Origin of the sequence: Yoonia sp., assembly GCF_036007805.1 — a bacterium.
In the GTDB taxonomy this organism is placed as follows: Bacteria; Pseudomonadota; Alphaproteobacteria; order Rhodobacterales; family Rhodobacteraceae; genus Yoonia.
Genome location: NZ_DASYOK010000343.1, coordinates 1 through 3,140, shown reverse-complemented (window position 1 = coordinate 3,140; position 3,140 = coordinate 1). Strand labels below are relative to the sequence as shown.

General features: G+C 58.2%; 4 protein-coding genes. 1 reads left to right on the top strand and 3 read right to left on the bottom strand.

What is annotated here, in order from left to right:
* Both pth and VGP75_RS18130 read right to left on the bottom strand, forming a co-directional pair.
* Positions 1 to 607: aminoacyl-tRNA hydrolase (gene pth / locus VGP75_RS18135; RefSeq protein ID WP_327544994.1), on the bottom strand; the 607-nt coding region annotated here is incomplete at its 3' end.
* 119 nt (positions 608 to 726) lie between these two features.
* Complete coding sequence (locus tag VGP75_RS18130) at positions 727 to 1,371, bottom strand: 50S ribosomal protein L25/general stress protein Ctc (RefSeq protein ID WP_327544993.1); 645 nt, start codon at positions 1,369 to 1,371, stop codon at positions 727 to 729.
* 158 nt (positions 1,372 to 1,529) lie between these two features.
* Between VGP75_RS18130 and VGP75_RS18125 the strand changes: the two genes are divergently transcribed.
* A complete protein-coding gene (locus VGP75_RS18125; protein WP_327544992.1) occupies positions 1,530 to 2,669 on the top strand; it encodes an MFS transporter in 1,140 nt (379 codons plus the stop codon).
* A gap of 115 nt (positions 2,670 to 2,784) precedes the next feature.
* On the opposite strand, the gene VGP75_RS18120 is transcribed toward VGP75_RS18125, so the two are convergent.
* Complete coding sequence (locus VGP75_RS18120; RefSeq protein ID WP_327544991.1) at positions 2,785 to 3,051, bottom strand: hypothetical protein; 267 nt, start codon at positions 3,049 to 3,051, stop codon at positions 2,785 to 2,787.
* Positions 3,052 to 3,140 lie beyond the last annotated feature (89 nt).

Genomic DNA, 3,140 nt, shown 5'->3' with positions numbered 1-3,140 from the left:
TGGGCTTGGCCGCCTTTGGTGTCGATTTCGAGGATCGCGGCGGGGCGACACGCAACGCGATGGCATTGAGGAATTTGCCACCATCGCCCGCAATCAAATCAGCGATCCCGTCACTGATCCCGCGCAATTCATCATCCAGCCATTCTGCATCGGCCTTGGGGAAATCCCGTAGCACATAGCCGGCCACAGCGTCTTTGTGTCCCGGATGCCCCACGCCCATGCGCACGCGGTCATAGTCCGGTCCGATATGGCCGTGGATCGACCGCAGGCCGTTGTGCCCTGCATGTCCGCCACCGGTTTTCAGCCGGACTTTGCCGGGGGCCAGATCAAGCTCGTCGTGAAAGACAATAATGTCGTCAGGGGCGAGTTTCAGATAGCGCATCGCCTCGCCGACGGATTGACCCGAAAGATTCATGAATGTCTCGGGCTTGAGCAGCGTGACCTTTTCGGACCCAAGGCGCCCTTCGCAGGTCTGGCCCTGAAATTTCGACCGCCAGCTGCTGAACCCGTGATCGGCGGCAATGCGGTCCATCGCCATAAACCCGATGTTATGACGGTTTTGCGCGTATTTCGCACCGGGATTTCCAAGGCCAACAAGCAATTTCATAGGCCTAACTTACAGTATGCCGCAGTGCGGCGCCAGAGTGTCCTGACCTAGGGTGCAAGAACCAAAAAGGGCACCCCGTTTGGGATGCCCTTATCGCGCTAGCGGTTGAACGCTGCGGCTTATGCGTCGTCGGACGTTGTTGGCACTTCGTCCGCTGCAACTTCGTCGTCGTCACCGTCGTCAGCCAGCAGGGCACGTGGTGCTGATACGTTGGCGATCACAAAGTCGCGGTCGGTGATTGCAGGTGTTGCGCCTTCGGGCAGTGTCACACTGCTGATCGAAATGGTGTCACCGATTTGCACGTTGGCCAGATCAACTGTGATGTGCTCGGGGATATCGCCAGCCAGAACGTCAAGTTCGACTTCGTTGCGGACAACCGTCAGTACACCACCTTTTTTCACGCCGGGGCATGTATCCGCGTTGATGAACTCGACAGGGATAAAGATTTTTACACGGCTTGTACGCTTGAGGCGCATCAGGTCGATGTGTGTTGGCAGGTCCTTGACAACGTCGCGCTGAACGCCACGGCAAATGACACGCACGTCATCTTGACCTTCGATCTTGAGGTTGTGCAGCGTGGACATGAAGCCACCCTTGCGCAGTTTTGTCAGAAGGTAGTTGAAAGGGATGCTGATGGATTGGGGCTCGACGCCACCACCATAAACAGTGCCAGGTACGTCGCCATCACGGCGAGCTTGGCGGGCGGCCCCCTTGCCTGTCCCCGCGCGTACCTTGGCGTTAAGATCCTGGACCTTAGCAGCCATAGTAATTCTCCAATTATAAAGGGGCCCGCCTCCAAGGGTGTCCGAGCCCGATGAAGCCCGCCGTATAGGGGGGATTCGCCCGTTTGGAAAGGTGATTTTTGCGTGGGCGTTCACTTTGAAACTTGCTTTGGTTCTATTTGCAATGCAGGCATAGCGCCATGTCGATTTTGAACGCCTTGTCCCTGTCCCGCCGTCCTGCCACCGCCTTTGTTGTTATTGGCATGTTCTGGGGCTGTTTTGCCGCCTATGTTCCCGTCATCAAAGCGCAATTGGGTGCCTCTGATGCGCTTTTCGGGGCATTGCTTTTGGGTTCGGCCACTGGGCTGGTGTCTGCGATGTGGCTGGCCCCGCGTGCGGACCGGATATTGGGATCGCGCGCCATGCAGGTGGGGGCCGCCCTGTTGGCCTTCGCGTGGCTTTTCCCCGGACAGATCACAGTGCCTCTGGTTTTTGCGCTTTCGATGGCGCTGGTTGGTTTGGCCTCGGGGCTGCTCGATGTGGTCATGAACGCGCGGGTAAGCGAACTTGAGGCGCGCTATAACCGGCCTTTGATGAATGCGAACCATGCGATGTTTTCGGTGGCTTATGCGGCGGGTGCATTGATCGTTGGCGTGGCCCGTGAAGCGGGGTTGCCGCCGGCGCCGGTTTTTGCGGGCTTTGGCGTGATCGCCATCCTTTTGCTGCCGATGATGCGCATGGATGTGACTTATGTCGACGCGGAAGAGGGGTATGCGGGTGCCTATCCGCTTTGGCCGATCCTGCTTTGCGGGGCGATTGTGCTGGTGGCCTTCATGTCCGAGGCCACAGTCGAGGCGTGGTCAGCCCTGCATGTTGAACGCACGTTGGGCGGTGGGGCCGCAGAGGGCGCATTGGGTCCTGCGATGCTGGGGATCACCATGGCGATCGGGCGGTTTTCCGGACAAGCCGTGGCACAGCGGTTGCGCGAAATTCCGGTAGTGATCGGGGCTTCTGTCGTCTCGGCCGTTGGCGCTGTTGTCGCAGCTTTGGCGCCGACACCGTTCGTGGCCTATATCGGCTTTGGTATCCTGGGCCTTGGCGTGTCTGTCATCGGGCCGATGGGGCTGGCTTTGGTGGGCAAACTGGTGGCACCACATCTGCGCACCGAAGCGATCAGCCGGACAGCCGTGATCGGGTTTTCGGGGTTCTTCTTTGCCCCGGTGCTCATGGGATTGCTGTCTGATGCCTTTGGGCTGCGGATGGCCTTTTTAGCAGTTGCCGTCTTGTTGCTATCCGTGGTGCCCATCGCCATCTTCGCCAAAAGGCTTCCGGTCAGGTGACGGGAAGCGCATCGGAGCCAGTGCGTGCCATCTGTTCATAAAACAGGCCGACATCCCTTAAGGAATACCGGCCTTTTTGGTTGGCTGTCTGCGCAGGGCGCCTAAGGCTTGATGCTCAGCCCTCACATGATTCTGGGGAGATCTCGCAAAGGTCTTTTTCTTCTTCTGGGGTCTCTTCGACCTCATCATCATCGCCACCCGCTGACGCGATCAAGAGCAAAGCAACCACGCCCAAGACAATGTAGGTCGGGTTGATAGAGGCCGCGGCTGGCGCCGGTTCGGCAGGTGCCGCTTCGATGATTTCGGGTGAGAGGCCGCCCGCAAATGCAGTGGACGCACAAAGGGCAGTTGCAGCTGCGAGAGCTGTTACTTTCTTAAACATCAAGTGTTCCTAACTCGTTAATACTTCCTGACGCAGCGGAGTGAGTTTCTCTTTTGCGCCAAAGAAGACTAGCACTGCACCTTCACGAA

Coding starts and splice junctions, on each gene's coding strand:
- VGP75_RS18130 (WP_327544993.1), bottom strand. CDS start 1,371: ATGGCTGCTAAGGTCCAGGATCTTAACGCCAAGGTACGCGCGGGGACA.
- VGP75_RS18125 (WP_327544992.1), top strand. CDS start 1,530: ATGTCGATTTTGAACGCCTTGTCCCTGTCCCGCCGTCCTGCCACCGCC.
- VGP75_RS18120 (WP_327544991.1), bottom strand. CDS start 3,051: ATGTTTAAGAAAGTAACAGCTCTCGCAGCTGCAACTGCCCTTTGTGCG.